General features: G+C 66.8%; 21 protein-coding genes and 2 tRNA genes. 13 read left to right on the forward strand and 10 right to left on the reverse strand.

What is annotated here, in order from left to right; all coding sequences use genetic code 11:
* From NTX40_05300 to NTX40_05320, 5 genes are all read right to left on the reverse strand, one after another.
* A partial coding sequence (locus NTX40_05300) for a trypsin-like peptidase domain-containing protein (GenBank protein ID MCX5648499.1) occupies positions 1-1,013 on the reverse strand: 1,013 nt, incomplete at its 3' end.
* Between the two features lie 18 nt (positions 1,014-1,031).
* Entirely contained in the window at positions 1,032-2,147 is a 1,116-nt protein-coding gene (gene recA, locus NTX40_05305; GenBank protein ID MCX5648500.1) for a recombinase RecA, read from the reverse strand.
* A 55-nt stretch (positions 2,148-2,202) separates the two neighbouring features.
* A complete protein-coding gene (locus NTX40_05310; GenBank protein MCX5648501.1) occupies positions 2,203-2,628 on the reverse strand; it encodes a GxxExxY protein in 426 nt (141 codons plus the stop codon).
* Between the two features lie 84 nt (positions 2,629-2,712).
* Positions 2,713-3,291: an RNA 2',3'-cyclic phosphodiesterase gene (gene thpR, locus NTX40_05315; GenBank protein ID MCX5648502.1), complete on the reverse strand. Its 579-nt coding sequence runs from the start codon at positions 3,289-3,291 to the stop codon at positions 2,713-2,715.
* Between the two features lie 210 nt (positions 3,292-3,501).
* Entirely contained in the window at positions 3,502-4,443 is a 942-nt protein-coding gene (locus tag NTX40_05320; protein ID MCX5648503.1) for a PfkB family carbohydrate kinase, read from the reverse strand.
* 343 nt (positions 4,444-4,786) lie between these two features.
* Between NTX40_05320 and NTX40_05325 the strand changes: the two genes are divergently transcribed.
* Complete coding sequence (locus NTX40_05325) at positions 4,787-6,235, forward strand: radical SAM protein (protein MCX5648504.1); 1,449 nt, start codon at positions 4,787-4,789, stop codon at positions 6,233-6,235.
* 196 nt (positions 6,236-6,431) lie between these two features.
* Here the strand turns inward: NTX40_05325 and NTX40_05330 are convergent, their stop codons facing one another.
* The gene (locus NTX40_05330) at positions 6,432-8,231 is read right to left on the reverse strand and encodes an HD domain-containing protein (GenBank protein MCX5648505.1); all 1,800 of its coding nucleotides are present in this window, start codon (positions 8,229-8,231) and stop codon (positions 6,432-6,434) included.
* 617 nt (positions 8,232-8,848) lie between these two features.
* Here NTX40_05330 and ilvD point away from each other — a divergent pair.
* The 12 genes from ilvD to NTX40_05390 all read left to right on the forward strand — a co-directional run bounded on the left by ilvD (position 8,849) and on the right by NTX40_05390 (position 17,569).
* Positions 8,849-10,540, forward strand: coding sequence for a dihydroxy-acid dehydratase (gene ilvD / locus NTX40_05335; GenBank protein MCX5648506.1), 1,692 nt, complete (start codon positions 8,849-8,851; stop codon positions 10,538-10,540).
* A gap of 5 nt (positions 10,541-10,545) precedes the next feature.
* A tRNA-Gln gene (locus tag NTX40_05340) sits at positions 10,546-10,620 on the forward strand.
* Positions 10,621-10,733: 113 nt separating this feature from the next.
* On the forward strand, positions 10,734-11,777 hold the full coding sequence (locus NTX40_05345; GenBank protein MCX5648507.1) for an NTP transferase domain-containing protein: 1,044 nt from the start codon (positions 10,734-10,736) through the stop codon (positions 11,775-11,777).
* Positions 11,777-12,778 carry a ribose-phosphate pyrophosphokinase gene (locus NTX40_05350; protein ID MCX5648508.1) on the forward strand — a complete coding sequence of 334 codons (1,002 nt, stop codon included), beginning with the start codon at positions 11,777-11,779 and terminating at the stop codon, positions 12,776-12,778. The genes NTX40_05345 and NTX40_05350 overlap by 1 nt, the downstream gene beginning before the upstream one ends.
* A complete protein-coding gene (locus NTX40_05355) occupies positions 12,762-13,451 on the forward strand; it encodes a 50S ribosomal protein L25 (protein MCX5648509.1) in 690 nt (229 codons plus the stop codon). The genes NTX40_05350 and NTX40_05355 overlap by 17 nt, the downstream gene beginning before the upstream one ends.
* 28 nt (positions 13,452-13,479) lie before the next feature.
* Positions 13,480-14,070, forward strand: coding sequence for an aminoacyl-tRNA hydrolase (gene pth, locus NTX40_05360; GenBank protein ID MCX5648510.1), 591 nt, complete (start codon positions 13,480-13,482; stop codon positions 14,068-14,070).
* 6 nt (positions 14,071-14,076) lie between these two features.
* Positions 14,077-14,511, forward strand: coding sequence for a 30S ribosomal protein S6 (gene rpsF, locus NTX40_05365; protein MCX5648511.1), 435 nt, complete (start codon positions 14,077-14,079; stop codon positions 14,509-14,511).
* Between the two features lie 28 nt (positions 14,512-14,539).
* Positions 14,540-14,995, forward strand: coding sequence for a single-stranded DNA-binding protein (locus tag NTX40_05370; GenBank protein ID MCX5648512.1), 456 nt, complete (start codon positions 14,540-14,542; stop codon positions 14,993-14,995).
* Between the two features lie 62 nt (positions 14,996-15,057).
* The gene (gene rpsR, locus NTX40_05375; GenBank protein ID MCX5648513.1) at positions 15,058-15,330 is read left to right on the forward strand and encodes a 30S ribosomal protein S18; all 273 of its coding nucleotides are present in this window, start codon (positions 15,058-15,060) and stop codon (positions 15,328-15,330) included.
* A gap of 43 nt (positions 15,331-15,373) precedes the next feature.
* Positions 15,374-15,817: a 50S ribosomal protein L9 gene (gene rplI, locus NTX40_05380; protein MCX5648514.1), complete on the forward strand. Its 444-nt coding sequence runs from the start codon at positions 15,374-15,376 to the stop codon at positions 15,815-15,817.
* A 128-nt stretch (positions 15,818-15,945) separates the two neighbouring features.
* On the forward strand, positions 15,946-17,364 hold the full coding sequence (dnaB, locus tag NTX40_05385) for a replicative DNA helicase (GenBank protein MCX5648515.1): 1,419 nt from the start codon (positions 15,946-15,948) through the stop codon (positions 17,362-17,364).
* A gap of 128 nt (positions 17,365-17,492) precedes the next feature.
* Positions 17,493-17,569, forward strand: a tRNA-Met gene (locus NTX40_05390).
* A 152-nt stretch (positions 17,570-17,721) separates the two neighbouring features.
* Here NTX40_05390 and NTX40_05395 read toward each other — a convergent pair.
* The 4 genes from NTX40_05395 to NTX40_05410 all read right to left on the reverse strand — a co-directional run.
* Positions 17,722-18,858: a RidA family protein gene (locus tag NTX40_05395; protein MCX5648516.1), complete on the reverse strand. Its 1,137-nt coding sequence runs from the start codon at positions 18,856-18,858 to the stop codon at positions 17,722-17,724.
* A gap of 42 nt (positions 18,859-18,900) precedes the next feature.
* Entirely contained in the window at positions 18,901-20,826 is a 1,926-nt protein-coding gene (locus tag NTX40_05400; GenBank protein MCX5648517.1) for a beta-propeller fold lactonase family protein, read from the reverse strand.
* Between the two features lie 96 nt (positions 20,827-20,922).
* Complete coding sequence (locus tag NTX40_05405; protein MCX5648518.1) at positions 20,923-21,153, reverse strand: hypothetical protein; 231 nt, start codon at positions 21,151-21,153, stop codon at positions 20,923-20,925.
* Positions 21,154-21,162: 9 nt separating this feature from the next.
* A partial coding sequence (locus NTX40_05410) for a hypothetical protein (GenBank protein ID MCX5648519.1) occupies positions 21,163-22,297 on the reverse strand: 1,135 nt, incomplete at its 5' end.

Raw genomic sequence — 22,297 nt, forward strand, 5'->3', positions numbered from 1 at the left:
GCGGCGGGCGTATCTGCGAGGACGCTGGAGACGAACGCCCCCCGCCCCGCCTCGGCGCCGAACTCCAATGCCTCGACCTCCGTCACCTCGTAGATCTCGATGCCGAGGAATCCGTAAACGATCGCTTCGCCGCGTTTCAAACGTTCGATGATCGCCCGCGTCTGCTCGTTGATGGGGACGGCGAAGCCGACGCCTTCGCTCGTCCCGCCGCGGCTCGAGATGACGGCGTTGACGCCGACGACTCTTCCCTCCAGGTCCACCAGGGGTCCGCCCGAGTTGCCCGGAGTGATGGCCGCGTCCGTCTGGATCAGGTTTCCGTAGTAGCGGTCGAGTTCGGCCCCGACGCCTGGAATCGCCCGCTCCGTCGCGCTCACGATGCCGAACGAGAGGCTCGCCTGGCCGTCGCGCCCGAAACCGAACGGGCTCCCGAGCGCGATGACGAATTGCCCGCGCGCCAGGCCCGAGGCGTCGCCGAGTTCCGCCACCGGCAGAACCGTCGCCTCGATGCGGATCACCGCCAGGTCCCGCCGCGGGTCGGACCCGACGACGCGGGCCCGGTAATGTTTTCCGCCCGCCAGCGTCACGATGATTTCGGTGGCGTCGCGGACGACGTGCTCGCTCGTCAGGATGAACCCGTCCTCGGAGATGACGCACCCGGAGCCGTTCCCCTGGGCGCGGAACGGCTGGCGCTCGCCGCGGCGGCGCAGTTCATCGAAATACTCGCGCATGCGCCCGCGCAACTCGTCGGGAAGCCCGTCCGGAATGGCGCCGCCTTCCTCGCTCCAGGGCCCGGCCGCCATCTCGCGGACGACGCCCAGGTTGACGACCGCCGGGCCGACGCGTTCGGCCGCCCGCTGAATGGCCTGCTCGACGCCGCGCGCAACGTCCATCGTGCTCGGCGCCGCCGCGCGGTCAGGCGTCTCCGTCGCCGGGGCCGCTCGCGCCCCGCCCGCCGCCAGCGCGACGAGCGCGGCGCCGATCGCCGCCGCCAGACAGACTTTCGGACCCTTCATCGCGATCTCCCGGGGCGTTTACTCGCCTTCCGATTCGCCCGCGTCGGCCTCGCTCTCCCCGGCCGACTCGCCGGCCGCTGCCGCACCGGCCTTGCCCACCACTCCTGCGCCCTTGGCGGCAATCACCTTCTCGCGCATCTCGGCCGCCAGGTCCGGATTCTGTTCGATGAATTGCCGGACCGATTCCCGACCCTGGCCGAGGCGAACGTCTCCGTACGACATCCACGCGCCCGTCTTTTCGATGACGCCCGTCTCGGTCGCCAGGTCCAGCAGGTCCCCCTCGTAACTGATGCCGCGGTCGAAGAGGATTTCAAACTCGGCGTTCTGGTACGGCGGGGCGACCTTGTTCTTGACGACCTTGGCGCGCGTCCGGCTGCCGATGACGCGCTCGCCGCTCTTAATCGCCTGGATCCGCCTCAGATCGATCCGCACGCTGGCGTAGAACTTCAGGGCCCGCCCTCCCGGCGTCGTCTCCGGGTTGCCGAACATCACGCCGATCTTCATCCGCATCTGGTTCAGAAAGACGACGGCCGTCCGGCTCCGCGCGATGGAGCCGGTGAGTTTCCGAAGCGCCTGGCTCATGAGCCGCGCCTGAAGGCCCATGTGCTGGGCGCCCATCTCGCCTTCGATTTCGGCGCGCGGCACGAGGGCCGCCACCGAGTCAATGACGACGATGTCCACCGCCCCGCTGCGCACGAGGAGGTCGCAGATCTCGAGCGCTTGTTCGCCCGTGTCGGGCTGGCTGATGAGCAGCGACACGAGGTCCACGCCGATCCGCTTCGCCCACGACGCGTCGAAGGCGTGCTCCGCATCGATGAACGCCGCCACGCCCCCCAGCCGCTGCGCGTTGGCGATAAGCGAGAGCGCCAGCGTCGTCTTCCCCGACGCTTCCGGGCCGTAGAACTCCGCCACCCGTCCGCGCGGCAGGCCGCGCCCCCCGAGCGCGATGTCCAGGCCCAGGCTCCCCGTCGGGATGCACGGCACGGCCGTCTGCTGCTCCGGGCTCAGCGTCATCAGTGCGCCTTTGCCGAACTGCTTCTCGATCTGCGAGACGACGCGCTCCAGCGTGGCCCGGCGTTCCTTGACGCCCTCGATGTACGCCACCGCGCCCTTTTCCGATTTCTTCTTCGCCATCGGTACGCTCCTTTTTAACCGCAAAGGACGCAAAGAACGCAAAGCCCTGCTCCGGTCAAAGGCCCAGAACGACGCGCTGGATGCCGTCCGCCATCCGCCGCTCGTTGAAGTTCAAGAGCAAGCCCAGTCGGCAACCCGTCAACTTCAGGTACGTCAGCACCTGGGCCTCGTGCACTGGCGTCAGTTCTTCCACCGCCTTGACTTCAACCACCACGTTTCCGGCGACCAGCATGTCCAGCCGAAAACCGCAGTCCAGACGAATCCCCTTATACACGACAGGCACCGGCTTTTGTAGTTCAAATGGGATTCCTCGCGATGCCAGTTCGTGCGCCAGACACTGTTCGTACGCCGATTCCAGCAGGCCCGGCCCCAAGTGGCGGTGCACTTCTATCGCCGCCCCAATAATCTCCTTCGAAAGCGCATCCTCCCGCTTCTGCGGCTTCTCGCCTTGTCGTTGTTGCTGTGATTCTTGCTGTTCCACTTTTTTCCCCTTTGTCCTCGCCGTGGATTCTTTTCCCGTGCCGTTCCCCTGTTCTTGCTTTGCGCTCTTTGCGTTCTTTGCGGTTCAAACAGGCGTTCCAAACGGAACCCGAGCCAGGGGCATGTACATCGGCCCCTCGCGCGCCAGAACGCTCTCGAAGATCACCACCTCCGCCGCCTCGAACTCCGGCCCTTTGGCGTCCGCCAGCGCCGCCACCGCCTCGCTCAACTCTTCCGCCCCGCGCCCGCCGCGGACGCGCCCAACGGTCAGGTGCGCCTTGTACTCCCGCCGCTCGGGTTTCTCGGCAAACCGCTCCGTCGCCCCGGCCACGGCGCCCTGGAGCCGGGCGAGCGCACCCGTCGGCTCCTCGATGCCGATCCAGACGACCCTCGGCCTGCCGTGAGGCGGAAAGCACCCCGCCCCGCCCGCCCGGAGCCGAATCGGACCCATCGACGCCGCCGCCCCGCGCACCGCCGCCGCCACCGCGGCAATCTCCTCCACCGGCACGTTGCCGAGGAAGACAAGCGTCAGGTGAATATCGTCCGTGCGGACCCACTTCACGTCGCCGCCCGCGTTCGCCAGATCCGTTTGCCGCGACTCGAGGTACTCGCGGACCTCCTGGGGCAACTCAATCGCGATGAACGTCCGAACCGCCTTCGCCATCCGCCCGCCTCCCAACGTTCAATCTCAAATCTTAAATCTTAAATATCAAATCCTGACTCTCCAATCTCCAATCGCCCGCTTCCCTTCCGCCTTCGCGGAAGAGGTCCCGCAGATTCGTCCCGAAAAACCGGGACTCATCTGCGGGCGTTAACAGCACACGCCGCGAGAACGTTGTTGCCTGTTGCCTTGTTTTTGAGTTCCGCGTTGCCCCTACCCCAGCCGCAACATGTCGCTGTATTGCCGCAGCCGGTCCTCGATTTCCTCGAGCGAGAGGCCCTCCAGTCGCCGCAGACTGAAATCCTCGACCGTAAAACTGGCCACGACCGTCCCATAGGCCATCGCCCGCCGAAGCGAGGCGAAGTCGTGTTTGCCGATCCGCGCCAGGTGCCCCATCAGGCCGCCCGCGAACGAATCGCCCGCCCCCGTCGGATCGCGCACTTCCGGGCACGGGAACCCCGGCAGGGGGCAGACGAGTCGTCCCTCGGCCATCCTCTCGCCCTCGCCTTCGCGCGCCAAGAGGAGCGCCCCGTGCTCGCCCTTCTTGACGACCACAAACTTCGGGCCGAGCGCGAGAACCTCCTCGGCCGCACGGACGAGGTTCGGCCGGCCGGTCAGCATCCGCGCCTCGCCCTCGTTCAGCACCAGGCCGTCAATCCGCGCCAGGAGCGCCTCGAGCGCCTCACGCTCGTTCTGGATCCAGAGGTTCATCGTATCCGCGACGACGAGGTCCGGCTTCTCGACCTGCTCCAGAACCGCCATCTGCGTCACCGGGCTTCCGTTCGCGAGGAACACCAGGCGCGAATCGCGGAACGCCTCGGGCAGCGCAGGCCGAAAGTCCCCGAAAACGTTCAGATGCACCTCGTCGGTCCGGGCCTCGTTCATCGCCCCTTCGTAGGATCCGCGCCACCGAAACGTCTTCCCGCCCGCGACCACCTGGAGCCCCGCCGTGTCGATCTCGCGCGACTGGAGGACCTGGCGGAACGCGTCGGGAAAATCCTCGCCGACCACACCCACCAGCCGCACCGGCGAGAAAAACGACGCCGCCACCGAAAAATACACCGCCGACCCGCCCAGAACGTCCTCCGCCTCGCCGTGCGGCGTCCGGACCGAATCGAACGCAATCGAACCGACCACCAGAAGCGATTTCGCCACGCTGACCCCTTCGCCTGCCAAGTCCGCGTTTCTTCAACCGAAGTCTTCAGGATATCCCGCCGCGGCACAAAATCAAGCGCTTTGACCCCGACATGCCCTTGCCGTTCGTCCTTGTCTTTCAATCCGCAATACGCAATATCCCCCGCTCCCCTTCGGGTCGCGGCTAACCGTGCGCCGTTTTGTCGTTTCAATCCGCAACCTGCCCGCCATAGCCCAGAGGGCGACGGCGGATCCGAAATCCGCCCTTCGACCTTGCTCAGGGCCCTGAGGCTCTCGAAGGGCAATCCGCAATGGAACCGCCCCTTGCCCCCCCGCGCGCGGGCGCGTACGATATTCGAGTCCAATGCCCGAACCCGAAAAAATCGAACGCCTCCTCGCCCACCCGGCCGTCCAGCGCCTCTTTCGCTGGATGACGCGCCAGGACCCCGACCCGGCCCGGGGTCCGTCCGCCCGGGACGGCCAATGCTGGCTCGGCCGATTCTTCGAGGCCTATGCCGATGGCTCCTTGCGCTGGTGGCGCCCCGACTTCGCCATCCCCTATGCTTTAACCGAGTACGTCCGCCGAAAGACCGGCTCGTCGCGCGAAACCTTCCGCCGCCGCGTCTTCGGCAACCCCGCGACGCGCCACGGCCTGGTGGCCACCGTCCGCAGCGTCGGACGATTGGGCCTCACCCAGCCCCAACGCTTCGTCGCGCCACTCATGGTCGTCTGGAACTTCACCCAGGCCTGCAATATGGCCTGCAAACACTGTTACCAGGACGCCGGCCGACGGGCCGACGACGAACTCCCCTTCGACGACCAGCGCCGCATCGTGGACACCCTCGCCCGGCGCGACGTCGCCATGATCGCCTTCTCCGGCGGCGAACCCCTCCTGAGCCCCGCCTTCCTCCCCGTCGCACGCTATGCCGCCGACCTCGGCTTGCATCTGACGGTCGCCACCAACGGCACCCTGCTCACACCCGACAAGGTCGCCGAGATGGTCGCCGCCGGCATCCGCTACGCCGAAATCAGCCTCGACTCCACCGACCCTGCCCGCCACGACGCCTGGCGCGGAAGCCCGGGATTCTGGGACCGTGCCGTCGCCGGCATCCGTAACGTCGTCCGCGCCCCCGGCATCAAGTGCGGCGTCGCCATGACCGTCACCCGATGGAACTTGGGCAACATGGAACCCATGCTCGAATGGTGCATCGCCGAGGGCGTCGACACCTTCTACGCCTTCAACTTTATCCCCACCGGCCGCGCGCGCGATGTCGCCGACCAGGACCTCTCCCCCGCCGAGCGCGAACAGATGCTCGCCACCCTCCAGGAATATCTCGCCGGCGGACGCATCAGCATCATGTCCAGCGCCCCCCAGTACGGCCGGGCATGCATGGAACTCGGCGACCCCGCCGGACCCGTCAACACCGGCCACTACGGCCACGGCGGAGGACGGATGACCCGCATCCTGGCGAAATACGTCGGCGGATGCGGCGCAGGTCGGTGCTACATGGCCGTCCAACCCGACGGCGACGCCACCCCCTGCGTCTTCATGCCCATCCGCCTGGGGAACCTGAGGACCGATTCGTTCGAGACCGTCTGGAACCATCCCGTGATGGAAGTGCTTCGCGACCGCGACGACCGCACCGGCCATTGCCGCATCTGCGACTATAAATACCATTGCGGCGGCTGCCGCGCACGAGCCTGGGGCTATTTCCGCGATTTGCGCCGAAGCGACCCGGGGTGCAAGTTTAACACCTCCGACTGGGACGCCATGGCCCGCGCCCCGGCGCCCGCCATCAAAGCCCGGGGATGAACGAAGTGAATCCCCGGGACGCCTTTCGCCCCGCGCGCCCGTCTGACGCGCCGCGACTGGTTCGCCGCCCCGCTTGTCGAAGCGCAGCGGAGACCCGCCGCAGCCCAAAGGGCGAAGGCTGGGCGGGGCGCTGGCTGTTCCGAGCGCCCGCCAAGGCGGGCGGCGAACCCACCGTGCAAAACTTATGTAACCTCGCCTAGTGCACCACGGCTTCAGCGTCTGTGCGGCTATCCCGCGGCATGTTCGCATGGCTGATATACTTGAGGAACGCCTCGACGCATCGCGGATCGAACTGGACCCCCGAGCACCGGACAAGTTCTTCCACCGCCTCCTCGTGCGAAAGGGGCCGCCGATACGGCCGCACGCTCGTCATCGCGTCGTACGCGTCCACCACCGCGATGATCCGCGCCTCCAGCGGAATGCCCTCCCCCCGCAGACCCTCGGGATACCCCGACCCGTCCAGCCGCTCGTGGTGGTGCAGAATGACCGGGTGCGTCGGCCTCAGAAACCCCAGGTGCCGGACCAGGCTCACCCCGCGCGTCGGGTGTTCCCGCACGATCGCCCACTCTTCCGTCGTCAGCCGGCGCGGCGCGTGCAGAATCCGATCGGGTATCGCCAACTTCCCGATGTCGTGCAACTCCGCCCCGCGCGAGAGCGTCTGAAGCCGCTCCTCCTCCAGTCCCAGCCCCCGGCCGGTGGCCAGGGCCCACGCCAGCACCCGCTCCGAGTGGCCATGCACATACGTGTCCTTCGCCTCCACCGTCGTCGCCAGCGCCTGAATCGTCTCGAAGTCCACGCGCTCCAGTTCCAGCCGGTCCAACTGGTTCGACAGGCCGATCGCCGACGCCTCCGCAATGAACCCCAGGTCCGCCAGGTCCTGCTCCGAGAACCGGCCGCCCGGCTTGTCCGTCGCGTTCAGCACCCCCACCTGACGCTGGGCCGTCGTCATCGGCGCCGACATGATCGGGTACGTCACGGAACTGCCCCGGCCTTTCAGCCCCAGCACCTGGCCGGGCGCCTCCCCCGCGCTTTCCTCCAGCACCAGCGGGCCGCCCTGCTCGAACACCCGCCCGCAGATCCGTTCCCCCACCGGCACCGCCACCTGGCGCACCACCTCCGGCGCGATCCCGCGCGACGCCGCAATCCGCAGTTTGCCTCCCTCCGGCAACATCAGGCTGACGCGCCTCGCCCCCAGCAACGCCTGCACGAACCCCACGGAAATGTCGGCCGCCTCCTCGACGCTCTTCGCCAGCGCCAGACGCTTCAAGAACTGACACCGCTCCTCCGTGTGCCGGTGGTGTTCCTCCAGACGCCCGAGGTTCTGCACCAGGTCCTGCGTCTCGTCCGATAGCGCCAACGCAATCCCCGCCACGCCCACCAGACTGACCGCGATGATCGCCTTCGCCGCCGTCGGATCCAGCCCCGACGTCAACAGGAACGTCACCGCCACCAGGAGCCCTAGCGCGAGACACGCCTGGAGCGTGCAATACGAGCGGATGCTCGACACGCCGCACCATCGGCACCACGGCAAAAAGGTCGGACCCAGACCCTGCGAGATGAGGCAGCGCCGAACCGCAGGAAGCGCGGACTCCGATTTGCCGGCCGACCGGCGGAAGATTCCCAAGCCCGCCTTCAACGCCGCATACGGAACCAACAGCAGCGAAAATCCCGCTGGCGCCGCCAGAAGCGCAATGATTCCCGCCGCGAGGACAGGCAGCCACCCCAACGGCATCCCCGCCACGAGCATCCCGCCCCCGGACCCCAAGAGGAGGAGGCGCACCGCCTCTTCGAACTTGAGGATGGTCGGCTCGCGGCCGGTCTGCGAGGCGTCCGTGCCGCGCCGGAAAAGATGTGCCGCCAACGCCCCGACCGTCAGGCGTTCGGATACCAGGGCCCCAGCCGAAAGGGCCATCGCCGCCCACACGGGCGTCAGCCACCCGAGCAGGTAACCCACCACCGGCAACGCCCCGGCCGTGAAATAGTGCAACCGCTTCAAGGCACTCGCCCCCGCTTGTCCTGCTCAAGGCGGGTCAATCGAGGTTTCGGCCTATGCCGGCATGCAGAGTTTTCCCGTGGCCCGGACCCTCTATTGACTATTTCTCCTTTTCGGCGGCTTCCAGGGCCCTCCATTAGCCAAATCCCACGCCCCGCACGGCGTATGCCACGGCCGGCCCCTTCGGCGTTGCTCCGGGCAGGCTTGTCCGGCCGTGGCACACCTTGGTGTTGCCGTTTGCCGTTGCCTTTCCCCAATCCAGAGCCGTCCTTTGCGCTCTTGGCGCCCTTTGCGGTTAGAAGCATGTGGCGGCCTTTGCGGTTAGGACTTCGGCTGGCACGTGGAAATGGCCTTGACACCCCCTGCCCCGTCCGCTACACTTTCCGGCGCGTAGCACGCAGACGATGCGTTTCCCACGGGGTCGTCGGCCCGTCCGCCTCGGCGGATGGGAGTGGGGTCCGGGCGAAGCGGCTGCTCGGGTCCAAGCCTCGGAAACGCCATGATCCGAACGAGCCGCGTCCTTCCCCTCGCGGGCAGTACGCGAACACACGGAGCGGTTGCATTGTGCGCGGCCTTGGCGCAGGATGGGCCGGCGGACCGCGCGAAACGGTAGAAACTCTATGGCAAAGCGCACGAGCAAGGCCCCTGCGAAGAAGCGACCGTCGGAGTGGTTCAGCGACCCTCTGACCGGGATGCCGGCGCGGGCCCTTATGTACGCGACCGGCACCGTGACGCCGGAGGACATGGCCAAACCGTTCATCGGGTTGGTGTCGAGTTTTACGGACCTGATCCCCGGGCACGCGCACATGCGGCGGTTGGAGCGTCGGATCGAGCACGGGATTTTCGCGGGGGGCGGCGTGGCATGGCTCTTCTCGGTGCCGGGCATCTGCGACGGCATCGCCATGGGCCACGAGGGGATGCACTACAGCCTCCCCAGCCGGGAACTCATCGCCGACATGGTTGAGACGATCACGCGGGCCCACCGCCTGGACGGCCTGGTGCTCCTGACGAACTGCGACAAGATTACGCCGGGGATGCTGATGGCGGCGGCGCGGCTGGATTTGCCGGCCATCGTCGTCACGGCCGGACCGATGCACAGCGGCAACTACAAGATGGAGCGGCTGGACCTGGTGCATGACACGTTCGAGGCCATCGGACGGTATAAGGCGGGGCAGATCAGCCGGGAGGACCTGGCGGCGCTCGAATGCGAGGCGTGCCCGGGCGGCGGATCGTGCCAGGGGCTTTTCACGGCGAACACGATGGCGTGCGTCACGGAGGCGATGGGGATGAGCCTGCCGGGGTGCGCGTCGGCCCTCTGCGCGAGCGCCAGGAAGGACCGCATCGCGTATGCGTCCGGCGAACGGATCGTGGAACTCGTCCGCCGGGGCGTCTCGACGCGGAAGATCCTTTCGCGTCCGGCGATTGCGAACGGCATCGCGGTGGACATGGCGCTGGGCGGCTCGACGAACACGGTCCTGCACCTAATGGCCATTGCGAACGAGGCGGGCGTGGACCTGGACCTGGAGGTGTTCGACACCATCAGCCGGCGTACGCCGCACCTGACGAACTTCCGGCCGGCAGGCGACATGATGATGGAGGACCTGGACCACGCGGGCGGCATTCCGGCGGTCATGAAGCGTCTGCGGGACCGGCTGAGCGATTGCCCGACGGTGAGCGGCCTGTCGGCCCGCGAGATTGCCGACCGGGCGCGGGTCTCTAGCGACGACCTCATCCGGCCGCTCAACCGGGCGTATCATCCGGAAGGCGGCATCGCGGTTCTGCGCGGGAACCTCTGCCCCGAGGGGGCGGTCATCAAGCAGTCGGCCGTCCCGGACGCGATGCGCAAGTTCACGGGCAAGGCCCGCGTCTTCGACAGCGAGGACGCGGCCAATAAGGCGATTCTCGGCAAGCAGGTCCGCTCGGGCGACTTCGTGGTCATCCGGTACGAGGGTCCGGCGGGGGGGCCGGGGATGCGTGAGATGCTGGCGGCGACGGCGGCGCTGAAGGGCCTGGGGATGCTCGATTCGGTCTACCTCGCGACCGACGGGCGGTTCTCGGGCGGGACGCAAGGGCCGTGCATCGGCCACGTCAGCCCCGAGGCAACCGCAGGAGGGACCATCGCCCTTGTGAAAGACGGCGACCGGATCCACGTGGACATCGCCAAGCGGCTCCTGGAGGTCCAGGTGGACGAGGGGGAACTGGCGAAGCGGCGGAAGGCGTGGAAGCGGCCGAAGCCGCGGATTGACCACGGTTACCTCGCCCGGTATGCGCGGATGGTGACGAGCGCGTCCACCGGAGCGATATGCAAGTAGCGTGCTACCCGGTGGTGTAATTGGTAACACAGGAGGTTTTGGTCCTCCCATTCCTGGTTCGAGTCCAGGCCGGGTAGCCAAAAAGCAAGTGACTGCGTGACTAAGTAACTGAGTGACTGCGTAACGGCAGGACGTTGAACACGCTTAGCCGCGAGCCGAAGGCGAGCGCTGGTTTGACGAAGGCGAGAACGTGATGCAACGGCCAACCAAAGCGTTAATTTTGGCGGCGGGGACGAGCACGCGGATGAAGTCCGCGCGCTCGAAGGTCCTGCACGAGGTGTGCGGGAAGGCAATCCTGGCGTACGTGCTGGACGCCTGCCGGGAGGCGGGCATCGAGGACTTGCTGGTGGTCGTCGGCCACGCACGGGACCAGGTGATGGAGGCCTTCGCCGACGCCAAGGACATCACATGGGTGGTGCAGGAGCCGCAGGAGGGCACGGCCCACGCGGTGATGGTGGCGCGGGAGGCTCTGGCGGGTTTCAAGGGCGACCTGGTGGTGCTGGTGGGCGACGCGCCGCTGGTGCGGGCGGAGACGATCCGGGCGCTGCTCGAGGCCCATCAGAAGGAAAAAGCCGACGTGACGCTGGTGACGGCGGTGCTGGAGGATCCGAAGTGGTTCGGCCGGATCGTCCGGGACCGCAAGGGAAATCTGCAGGGCATCGTCGAGGCGAAGGACGCGAGCGCGAAGGAGCAGGCGATTAAGGAGGTGAACCCTTCGTTCTACGCGTTCCGGTGGCCGGCGCTGGAGCGGGTCCTCGGGCGGATCACGAACAAGAACGCCAAGGGCGAGTATTACCTGACGGACGCGATCGGCCTGCTGACCAAGGGCGGGTCCAAAGCGGTGGCGGTGCCGGCCGCGGAGCCGGAGGAAGTCCAGGCCGTCAACAGCCGGGAGGACCTGGCGGTCGTGGCGGGGCTGGCGCGGCAGCGGATTCTCGGGCGGCTGATGGCCGAGGGCGTCACGATCGAGGACCCGGCGACGACGTACATTGATTGGGACGTCGCGGTGGGTGCGGAGACGCGAATCGGCCCATGCACGGTGGTTCACGGCCCGGCGCGGATCGGAAAGCGGTGCCGGGTGGGACCCCTGGCGCACCTTCGGCCGGGAACGGTGCTCGAGGACGGAGCCGAGGTGGGCGCGTTCGTCGAGACGAAGGCGCATCCGGTTCCGGCGGGCGAGACGTACGTGGGCGTTCCGGCGAAACCGCACCGGCGCAGGAGCGGGGAGAAACACTAATGGACCAACTGAAGGTATTCAGCGGCAGCGCGAACCGTCCTCTGGCCGAGGCCATCGCGAAGTACCTGAAGAAACCGCTGGGGAAGGCGACCTTTACGAGGTTCCCGGACGGCGAGTCCTTCGTCAAGATCAACGAGGACGTCCGAGGCCGGGACATCTTCGTCGTGCAGCCGACGTGCACGCCGCAGAACGACCACTTGATGGAACTCCTGCTGTTCATCGACGCGGCACACCGTTCGAGCGCGGAGCGGATCACGGCGGTGATGCCGTACTACGGGTACGCGCGTCAGGACCGGAAAGACGAGGGCCGGGTGCCGATCAGCGCGAAACTGGTGGCGAACCTTCTGGAGACGGCGGGAGCGGACCGGATCCTGGCGGTGGACCTGCACGCGTACCAGGTGCAGGGTTTCTTCGACATTCCGATGGATCACCTGCTGGCGGAGCCGGTCATCGCCCGGTACTATCGTGGGCTGAAATTGAAGAACCTGACGGTGGTTTCGCCGGACGTCGGGAACGTGAAGATGGCCCGGGTGTACGCGGACATGCTGGGCGGGGACCTGGCGATCATCGACAAGGAACGCCTGAGCGGTCGGGAAGTGCGTGCGGGCGCCCTGATCGGGAGCGTGGAGGGGCAAAACGTTCTGCTGGTGGATGACATGATCACGAGCGGATCGACGGCGTCGGAGGCGGCGAAATTGCTGAAGGCGCGGGGGGCGAGGGACATTTACCTGGCAGCGACGCATCCGGTGTTCTGCGAAGGATCGATGGCGCGTCTGGCGGAGGCGCCGATCCAGTCCATCACGGTGACCGACACGATTCCGCTGTGCGCCGAGGCGAGGAAGCTGAAGCGCATCAAGGTGCTGAGCGTGGCGGAACTGCTGGGGGAAGCGATCCGGCGGATCCACCTGCACGAGTCTGTCAGCGAACTGTTCGACATGGGAAACCAGACGAGCGCCCGGAAGGCGCGACGGAAAGGAGTCATCCGTGCCGGCCGCAACTGAAACGCTTCACGCCAAGAAACGGGAGGTCTCCGGGAGCCGGGCATGCCGGCGCCTGAGAGCCGAGGGGCTGGTCCCCGCCATTCTCTACGGGCGCAAGGAAGAGCCGGAGCCGCTTCAGGTCCCCTCCGAGGAACTGGAGGAAACCCTGCGGCGTCCCGGCCGGATCCTCGAGTTGCGCGTTGGGCGGAAGAAGGAGTCCGTGCTTGTGAAGGCCGTGCAATACGACGCGTTCGGGAGCGAGATCGTGCACGTGGATTTCGTGCGAGTGGCGATGGACGAGAAGGTGACGCTGGAGGTTCCCGTGGTGCTGAAGGGCGCGCCGAAACAGGAACACGCGGTGCTCCAGCAGGCGCTGGACTCGGTCGAGATCGAGTGCCTGCCGGCCGACATTCCGGAATCGTTCGTCACGCCGGTGGGGCACCTCCAGGTGGGCGAGATAGTGCGCGTCGCCCAACTCGAGGCGCCGAAGGGCGTCCGCATCCTGACGGATCCGGAGACGATCGTGGCAACGTTGACGTTGGCGATGAAGGAAGAGGCCGTGGCGGCGCCGGCGGAAGCGGAAGTGGCGGCGGTGGAACCGGAACTCATCGGCCGCGAAAAGAAGGAAGAGGAAGAGTTGTTGGAAGAGGAAGAGAAGAAGGAGAAGCGCCCGAAGAAGGAGGAGCCGGAGTAGCGGTTCGGGCGGCGTGAGAACGGCGGACATGAAGTTAATCGTGGGGCTTGGAAATCCGGGGGTGCGATACGCCGAGACGCGGCACAACGTGGGCTGGCGTGTCGCCGAGGAACTGGCCGGCCGGGCCGAGGCGGGACCCTGGAAGGAGAAGTTCGAGGCGCGGGTGACGGAGGCGCGCCGGGGCGGGGAGAAGGTGGTGCTCGCGCAACCGCTGACGTACATGAACCGTTCGGGGATCGCGGTGCGGCAGTTGATGGACTTCTGGAAAGTGGGGAGCGCAGACCTGCTGGTGGTGGTGGACGATCTGGCGCTGGAGTTGGGCCGTATCCGGCTGCGGTCGGAGGGTTCGGACGGAGGGCATAACGGGCTGGAGTCGGTGATCGCGCACCTGGGGAGCGAGGCGTTCGCCCGGCTACGGGTGGGAATCGGGCCCGGCCCGGTGGCCGAGGAGCAGGCGGATTTCGTGCTGGCGCCGTTTGCGGAAGCGGAGCGGCCGGTGATCGTCCAAGCGATTACGTGGGCGGCCGACGCGGCCGAATGCTGGACGACCGAAGGACTAGAGGCGGCCATGAACCGGTTCAATCCGGCCGGGCCGACCCCGGAAACAGGAGGCAGGTAAGAGGCAATGGCACAGACGACCGAGACGCGCGTGTACGAGGCGATGTTCCTGGTGGATCCGGCGGACGCGGCGGTGTGGGACGACCTGTCGAAACACCTGGCGGGGATCCTGGAGCATCACGGAGGGGAGATCATCGGGCTGACGCGCTGGGACGAGCGGAAACTGGCGTACCCGGTGGCGGCACGGAAGCGAGGCACGTACGTGCTGAGTTTCTTCGGCCTGAAGAACGGGGACGCCGTCGCCCTCATCGAGCGGGATTGCCAACTGTCGGAGAAGGTGCTCCGCGCCCTGGTGCTGCGGGCCGACCACTTCAAGGTGTCCGACATGCGGATGCAACTCGGGGCCGACGTCCGCGAGGACGTGGCGCGGCGGCTGGAGGAAGCGCGAGGCGAGCAGCCCGCGGCGGCCGAAGCGGCGCCCGCCCAACCCACCCAAACGTGAGAGCGACTGAAGTCAAAGGAACACGATCATGGCGAATTACAATCGGGTCATTCTTGTCGGGAACCTCACGCGCGACCCGCAACTGAGGTACACGCCGAACCAGGTGGCCGTGTGCGACATCGGCCTGGCCATCAACCGCCAGTGGAGCGGAACCGACGGCCAGAAACGAGAGGAAGTCTGCTTCGTGGACTGCATCGCCTGGCGCCGACAGGCCGAAACGCTCGCCAAGTACATGAGCAAGGGCCGGGCCATTCTGGTCGAGGGCCGTCTGACATTCCGCTCCTGGGACGGGCCCGACGGAAAGAAACGCTCGAAGCACGAGGTCACGGTCGAGAACTTCCAGTTCCTCGACCGGCCGAGCGGCGGCGCGGGCGAGGCCAAGCCCAACGCCAAGCCGCAAGAGGAGGCCAGCGCAGAAGACCAGAGCAAGCCGGCCGATTACGATTTCAACCAGGACGTGGGGGAAGACACGATCCCGTTCTAGTCCCGCGCGGACGCGACGGGCGGAAAGAAACCCTCCCTGCGGGGAGCCAAGAGGAGACAGTCGTGGCCAGGTTCAAACCGAAGATGAAGACGAAAATGAAGACCAAGAAGCGCAAGAAGTTCGTACGTTTTCGTGACCGGGCGAAGTGCCGCTTCTGCCGCGAAAACGTCACCCACATCGACTACAAGGACACGCAGACGCTGCAAAAACTGACGACGACTCGCGGCAAGATGCTGAGCCGCAAACGCAGCGGCAACTGCGCGCGGCACCAGCGGGCGGCCCAGCGTGCGCTGAAGCGCGCGCGGTTCCTGTCGCTGATGCCATTCGTAGCCTGACGAGAGTGGCGGCGCCTCGGCGCCGCGAAGGGAGAGCCAAGCGATGAAACTGCTGCTTCGAGAAGACGTGCGCGACCTGGGATCCGCCGGCGACATCGTGGAAGTCAAGGCGGGGTACGCGCGAAATTATTTGCTGCCGAAACGCCTGGCGGTCGAGCCGAACGCCCCCAACATCAAGCGCGTCGAACTGGAGCGCACGGATCGGGAGAAGCAGCGGCAGCAGCACCTGGAAAGCCTGAAAGAACTGGCCCAGCGGATGAGCCAGGCGTCGGTTTCGATCAAGGCCAAGGCGAACGAACTGGGGCACCTTTTCGGGTCGGTGACCGAAGAGCACATTGCGGACGCGCTCTCGGCGGAAGGGTTCCCGGTGAAGCCGGAGCAGGTGGCGCTGGCGGCACCGATCCGTACGCTGGACAAGTTCCGAGTGCCGATCCGGTTGGCGGAAGGGATCGAAGCGCAAGTGGATGTTTGGGTGGTGCCGGCGTAGCGTGCCGAGGGGTGTGCGGCAGGAAGTCCCCTGCCCCGTGCGGGTCGGCCGCGCCGAGATTGCTTGCAAGTCCGCGCCCGATGCGGTATAAGCCGCGCGCACGCTAGGATTCACAGACCAGGTGTACGATGCCGGACGATTCGCTGGCCGATAAAGCCCTGCCCCACAGCATCGAGACCGAGATGGCCGTTCTCGGCGCGATGATGATGGAACCGGAGGCGACCGGGCTCTCCCTGGAATACCTCGACGAGGACTGTTTCTATCATCCGGCCCACCGCACGCTTTTCCGATTCCTCAAGGCGGGATTCGAGAACAATCGGCCGCTGGACGGCGTGCTGCTGGAGCAGGCGCTCCGCGACGCGGGGCAACTGGACGAGATCGGCGGCCGGCAATACCTGGTGGACGTGTACAACAGCGTGGCGTCGGCCGCCAACGCCGAATACTACGCCCGGGTCGTCAAAGACAAGTCGCTCCTCCGGGGCCTCATCCAGGCCGCGGGAGACATCCTGCGCGACGCGCGCACGGCCGGCGACGACGTGGACGACGTCCTGGACCGCTCGGAACAGCGCATCTTCGAGGTGACGGAGCGCAAGATCGTCGGGGAGGCGGCGAACGTGCGCTCGATCCTGCGCCAGGTGTTGGACTCGCTCGACCTCCAGGGCGGCCGCGCGATCACGGGCCTCGAGACAGGGTTCTACGAACTCGACGACCTGACGCGGGGCCTTCAGAACGGAGAAATGATCGTACTGGCGTCAAGGCCGGGCGTCGGCAAAAGCGCCCTGGCCCTGAACATCGCGGAACACGTCGCGGTGGACCTCGAAAAGCCGGTGGCGTTCTTCAGCATCGAAATGAGCCGCGAGTCGCTCGCGCTGCGGCTGCTTTCGTCGCGGGCGCGGGTGGATGGCCAACGGCTGCGCAAAGGGACGCTCTCGAACGACGAGGCCGCGAAGGTGCGGGACGCGGCGTCGAGGCTCTATGAGGTGCCCCTCTACATCGACGACCAGCCGGGCCTGCGCATCATCGACCTGAGGGCGAAGGCGCGTCGGCTGGTGGCACGCCACAAGATCGAACTGATCATCGTTGACTACCTTCAGTTGATGACGACCGGCCAGCGAGAGGAAAACCGCCAGGTCGAAGTGGCCAGCATCAGCCGGGGCATCAAGTCGCTGGCAAGGGAACTGAACGTCCCGGTTCTGGCCCTCTCGCAACTCCGCCGCGAGAGCGAACAGGAGGAACGCATGCCGCGATTGTCGGACCTCCGCGAATCCGGCGCCATCGAACAGGACGCCGACGTCGTCATGCTCCTCCATCGCGAAGAGATGCGCCGTGTTCCCGGATCGGAGGAATATGAGAAAGTCAAAGGGACGGCGGACCTCCTCCTTGCCAAGCAACGGAACGGGCCGATGGGGAAAATTTCTTTGACGTGGCTCTGGCACTACACGCGGTTCGAGCCGTTCTCGCCGCGCGAAGGTCCGGGGCCGGCTGAGGCGGCGCCGTACGGAGCGGCGGGCGTGGCGGCAGGCGAAGAAGACGAAGCGCCGTATTAGACCCCGGAGGGGTGAGCGGTCGGGCGCCGCATAAGGCGAATCCAAAGGCCGCATCGTGAGAATGCCGGCGATGCCGAAAGAGATTGGGCTTGACGGGAGCCGTTCGCCCGATAAGATAAGTACAGGATCGCGGGGTGGAGCAGTCAGGTAGCTCGTCGGGCTCATAACCCGAAGGTCGCAGGTTCGAATCCTGCCCCCGCTACCAGCCATCACGAGGGCTGCCTTTCCCGGCGGCCCTTTTCATTGCGCCAAGACCTCTGCGCGTTCAGCGGGGCAGGATGAGAACCTGCCCGGCGGCGAACCCGACGGCTCGCCTCGGCGACGCTGAACGCGTCATCGCCGGCGCCCGTTCGCATATCAGGAGGTCGAGAGCGCGTCCACCTCGATCTCAAACAGCAGGTCGTCGCGGCAGATGTCGTTCTCGGTCGTGACGACCGGCAGGTCCTGAAGCCCTTTTTCCTCGCAGTACTTCTGGAAGACGGTTCCCATCTTGCCTTGTTTGACATAGGCGACGGCGCGGCTGACATCGTCCCAGCCCATTCTGCGGGATTCGAGGATCGCCTCCACCACCCGCATCGTCAGATCAATTTGCGCCCCCACGTCGCCGACGTGCGCCGTTTCGCCCTGCAGGTCAATGCTGGCCGTCCCCGAAACCCACAAGTACCTGTGGTCGGGCATGTCCATCTCGACCGCCCGGCTGAAGGAACTGCCATATTCGAGCGCCGGGCACTGGAGGGGCGACGGGATGGACGTGATTCGGACGGCGCTCTTGTGGGGTGCGATGGCATAGGCATCGGCCGTCAGGACCGCACGAGCGGCGTTGGCCCCGCCGACGCCGGTGCTGGCCGGCACGACACCCGTAAAGACGCTCCGCTCGCGGAAGAATCGGTTCCGGACGGCGTTCAATTCGCCGTACCACGAGAGAATGCCGTCCACGTACAGCCAGGTGCGGACGACGTTCGAGAAGTCCATGCCGGCCGCCCGCAGAGCCGTTTCCATGAACTCGAACGTCTGACAGGCCTGCGCTTCGCGCGGCGACTGAATGTCCGACGCCCGCAAGTCCCCCAGGCAGCAGTGCCTGGCAAAGCCGTCGTCAAAGACGCTGCCGACGACGCGGCCCTGGAGGCGAATGCGCTCGACCTCGACGCCCTTGACGGCAAGGACCTGGACGCCCGTCAGGGCCATGCCCGCGCTGCCGCCCTCGTCGAGCCAGGTGACGGGCCAGTTGACTTCGCCCCAGACGTCGTGGAGGGCCTCAAGGCCCGCCTTCTCCGCCGCGGGAATGCCGAAGACGTCCTTGGCGACGATCGTGGCGCCGGCCTCCCGGACGGCACGGTACACGTTCTCAAACATCCTATGGAAGTCGCCGCCGTTTCGCGGCGTGGCGGTGATGAACAGTTCGTCCAACCCCGGCCTCGCGAGCGTGATCACCTTCAGGTAGGGCGAGATCGCCTTGCGGACGGTCGCCTTCGGAGGGGCTCCACGTTGTGCCATGGGCGGCTTCCTTTTCCGGCCGCTCCCCAGGCGGCGGCCAACTTAGCGCGAGAGAACGTACTCGGCCAAGTCGTCTATCTGCTGCTTGGAGAGTTTCGACGTCGCCCCGTGCGTATCCTTGGGATTGAATTTGGTCAGCACCTCCAGCATGGTCACGGCGCGGCCATCGAACAGATACGGCGCGGTCCGCCACACTTCGACCAGCGTCGGCGTATCGAATTCCTTGATCCCCCTCTGGTCCGGCCCGGCGCCCACGTCATGTTTCTTTAGGTCGGTGCCCAGGTCGCCCGGATGGCAGGAGGCGCAGCCGGCGGACTCAAAGACCTGCTTGCCCCGCTCGGCGGCGGCGCTCAGTTTGCCATTCTCCAGGTGCGGGCTGGACACGGGCGTAAGGTTCTTCAGGTACTCGTCAATGGCAACGGCATCCTCTTCGGGGCGTATCGCGAATTGGATAAAGCGGATGCCGGAGCGGACGGCCACCTCGGCGTTCGCGCGGATGCCCGACATCATGGACGGCGGCGTGCGATGGGCCAGCAGCATGTTTTTCGTGTTCTTCGGGTTGCCCAGCCCATCGTTCAGGAGGTCCCAGTTGAGGGCGTCGGCCCGGCCGTCGGGATGGCAACTGGCGCAACTTTGCCACGCCTGGAAGCAGAGCGCCGCGTCGTTGAAGAACAACTCGCCCTTGCGGACGGGGGTCATCGGACGGACCGGCCCGAGCGGAATGGACATGGCCTCGACCCGCGCGCCGGGCTGAATGTCCACCACGCCGAGGCTGTCGGAGAAATACTCCGCGGCGTAGATTCTGCCTCCGACCACGGCGAGGCCCCGCGGGCCCTTGCCTTGGAGTTTCAAGCGTGCCCGCAGGCCGACGAGGAAAGCCAGGTCGCTCGGCACGTCGGTGGGCGACGAGGAGACATCGGTCACCTTCTGGCCGGCCGCGACTTTCGCCAGCCGGTCGTGAAGCGCCGCCAGACCGATGACGCTCACTTCGTGGGTGCCGGCGTGTGCGACGCAGAGGAACTTGCCGTCCGCCGTGCAGGCGACGCCCCACGGGTTGGCGGCACCGAGGTCCACGCTGTCCAGCAGGACGGTGTTGACTAACTTCTTCGTCTCCAGGTCGATGATGCTGACCGCGTTGGCGTTCATCCATCCCCGCTCCAGTTGGGTCGTCGGAAGTTGATAGTGAGCGAGGATGTGGGTGACGTAGGCGAATCGGCCGTCGGGCGAAACGCAGATGCCTCGCAGGCCCGTCGACCCGTCGGACAGTTGGACGGCAGCGGCAACCTGGCCGGTGTCGGCGGCGATGATCGAGACGACCGCCGCCACATAGTTGCCGCTCGCCGGGCCGAAAGGCAGATGGTTGGCCACCGCGAGCCACTTGCCGTCCGGCGTGATCGCGGCCGCGATAGGCTCCCGCGTCACGGCGACCTTCGCCACCTCCTTCTTGGTCGAAAGGTCGACAATGGCGATATTGTCATTGAAGCGGTTGCAGACGTAGAGCCTTTTGCCGTCCGGGCTTATGGCGAGCGCCGTCGGCGTGTGTCCCGCGGACAGGCTCTCGACGACCTTCAAGCCCTGCGTGTCGATGACGTGGACCTTGCCTTCGGGCGACGCGCCGGCGACATAGAGCCGCTTCCCGTCCGGCGCGAGCACCAGCCCGGCAGGGGGATCCGCGAGCGGGATCTCCTTCGTGACCTTCCCCGAGGCCGTATCGAAGACCGCGACCCGTCTGGCCGTGGCCTCGGCAACATACAGGGTGCGGCCATCCTGCGACGCAACGAGGGCCACAGGCGACAGGTACTCGCCCGGGCCGGCGGCCTCCGCCGCCAACGCGGCCCCCCCTGCTCCGCCGCCCGCCGCCGCCAGAACGATCCACCCCGCCGCCCCGGCGACCGCGAAAAAACCCGCTACAAAAAAGGCGCGCGGGCCGCGATTTCTTCCGACGTCACGCTGCATGCTTATCCGCATCTTTGGCTCCTCTCCACCCATCTGGACCTATTACGAGGCTCGGCTTCCCACATTCACGATGTCTGTCGTCTCGCTTCCTCGCCCAGCGCCGGACCGTCACTTTTCGGCGCGTGCAACGTTCGCCGGGGCCTTCGCCGCATCGGCCTCGCACACCACACGGAAGCCCACGTCGAACACGGCCTGGTACGGCTCGTAGGCCGAACGCAGCGCCGACCGCACCCAGGCCGGCCGATCATAGAACGACCCGCCGCGAATGACCTTGAGGCCGTCGGCCTTCGCGTCATTCCGACCGTCGGCGGCGTCATAAGCCGACAGGTCGGCCGCCACTCGCGGGCGTCACTTCGCCAGCAGGGCGGCGCACTGCCGCCGGAGTTCGCGGAGTTGCTCTTCCTGGCGGTCGCTGAAGTGGCCCTGCCTCTGGGCGTAGAGGTCCATCCAGAGGGCCAGGCGCCGGAGGCCCTCCGCGTCCAGATGGACGCCCTCGTGGCCTTTCTCGTCCTTGAGCAGGGCCCAGAGCCTGCTCTTGCGGGCCGTGCATTCGCCGACGACCGAGCGGTCCCGCTCGAAGGCCAGTTGGCGCAGGTCCTTTCCGCCGAAGGAGAGCAGGCTATCATAGGCCTTGGCCACCGTCAGGTCGAACCGGGCCGCCTTCTCGCTCGCGCTGTCCGGCCGGTGGCAGGAGACGCAAGCCTTGTCGAGGACCGGCTGGACGAGTTGGTCGAACCGGAGCGGCCAGGAGCCTTCGGGCCCGGGGGCGAGTCTCGACGGCTCGCGCAGCGCCGCCCGGGGATGACGGCCGGGGCTGGCCGGGGCCGCCTCGCGCGATTCGTGGCACCCGACGCAGGAAAGCGTCTGCTGCGGCCAGACGTACGTCAGGCTCCGCATGGTCTGGACCGCCAGGCCGTCGCCATCGACGGCCTGGAAGAACACGGAGATGCCGCTCGGCACGCGGAAATAGGCCGACCCGTCCTCCTCCACCGGCACGGTCCCGAGCAGGAACTTGCCGGGGTCTTCCGAGGAGACGCCCAGGTTCGGCTGGTTCATGTGGGGCTGGACCTTGGGCGGCACGCCGACGATGCGCAGGCATTTCACGGTGCCGCGCGGCACCCCGGGGAGTCCCGCGTAGACGTCCTGGAGCAGGAAGCATCCTTCCTGGGTGCCGTCCCAGGCGACCGAGTCGGCGTAAACGGGCGGCTTGTGCCGCGGGCGGACGGGGATGGGGTTAGCGCTCGAGATCGCCGGGTCGCGGTACACGAGGTTCAGGTTGCCGAAGGCGTCGTACAGGTAGATGCCCAGGGCGTTGAGGGGATTCTGCTCGGTGTTGTCGACGCGGCAGTGCGGCGGAAGCTTGCGGTCGCTCCAGCCCACCAGGAAGTGCTCCTCGGAAAGCGGCCAGGGGTTGGCGTAATAGCAGGTCGGCCAGGCTTCGGTCTCGGGGAACGGCACCTCGGGCGTCAGGCGGACGATCGGG

The sequence above is a fragment of the Planctomycetota bacterium genome (assembly GCA_026387035.1).
GTDB lineage: Bacteria > Planctomycetota > Phycisphaerae > FEN-1346 > FEN-1346 > JAPLMM01.

What these genes read in the sequence shown, in the direction of transcription:
- recA (MCX5648500.1), bottom strand. Translation starts at nt 2,147, where the DNA reads ATGGCGAAGAAGAAATCGGAAAAGGGCGCGGTGGCGTACATCGAGGGC.
- thpR (MCX5648502.1), bottom strand. Translation starts at nt 3,291, where the DNA reads ATGGCGAAGGCGGTTCGGACGTTCATCGCGATTGAGTTGCCCCAGGAG.
- NTX40_05325 (MCX5648504.1), top strand. Translation starts at nt 4,787, where the DNA reads ATGCCCGAACCCGAAAAAATCGAACGCCTCCTCGCCCACCCGGCCGTC.
- ilvD (MCX5648506.1), top strand. Translation starts at nt 8,849, where the DNA reads ATGGCAAAGCGCACGAGCAAGGCCCCTGCGAAGAAGCGACCGTCGGAG.
- NTX40_05345 (MCX5648507.1), top strand. Translation starts at nt 10,734, where the DNA reads ATGCAACGGCCAACCAAAGCGTTAATTTTGGCGGCGGGGACGAGCACG.
- NTX40_05350 (MCX5648508.1), top strand. Translation starts at nt 11,777, where the DNA reads ATGGACCAACTGAAGGTATTCAGCGGCAGCGCGAACCGTCCTCTGGCC.
- pth (MCX5648510.1), top strand. Translation starts at nt 13,480, where the DNA reads ATGAAGTTAATCGTGGGGCTTGGAAATCCGGGGGTGCGATACGCCGAG.
- rpsF (MCX5648511.1), top strand. Translation starts at nt 14,077, where the DNA reads ATGGCACAGACGACCGAGACGCGCGTGTACGAGGCGATGTTCCTGGTG.
- NTX40_05370 (MCX5648512.1), top strand. Translation starts at nt 14,540, where the DNA reads ATGGCGAATTACAATCGGGTCATTCTTGTCGGGAACCTCACGCGCGAC.
- rplI (MCX5648514.1), top strand. Translation starts at nt 15,374, where the DNA reads ATGAAACTGCTGCTTCGAGAAGACGTGCGCGACCTGGGATCCGCCGGC.
- dnaB (MCX5648515.1), top strand. Translation starts at nt 15,946, where the DNA reads ATGCCGGACGATTCGCTGGCCGATAAAGCCCTGCCCCACAGCATCGAG.
- NTX40_05395 (MCX5648516.1), bottom strand. Translation starts at nt 18,858, where the DNA reads ATGGCACAACGTGGAGCCCCTCCGAAGGCGACCGTCCGCAAGGCGATC.
- NTX40_05400 (MCX5648517.1), bottom strand. Translation starts at nt 20,826, where the DNA reads ATGCGGATAAGCATGCAGCGTGACGTCGGAAGAAATCGCGGCCCGCGC.